At 65.6% G+C, this 241-nt stretch carries 1 protein-coding gene; it reads left to right on the top strand.

Features of this window, described 5'->3' with window-relative positions:
* Positions 1–241: 50S ribosomal protein L13 (gene rplM / locus AC0IYH_RS33605; protein WP_471838776.1), on the top strand; the 241-nt coding region annotated here is incomplete at both ends.

Here is a 241-nt window from a genome sequence, read left to right as displayed (position 1 = left end):
GTCATCAACGCCGACAAGGTCCGCTTCACCGGTAACAAGGCCGGCAAGAAGATCTATTACAAGCACACCGGCTATGCCGGCGGCATCAAGGGCGTGACCGCCGCCAAGGTGCTCGAGGGCCGCTTTCCGGAGCGCGTTCTGGAGAAGGCCGTGGAGCGCATGATCCCGCGCGGCCCGCTGGGTCGCGAGCAGATGCGCAACCTGCGTATCTTCAAGGGCGAAGCGCACCCGCACGAGGCGC

The organism is Pseudomonas sp. AC463, from assembly GCF_979253585.1.
This window is presented reverse-complemented; position numbering and strand designations above follow the sequence as displayed.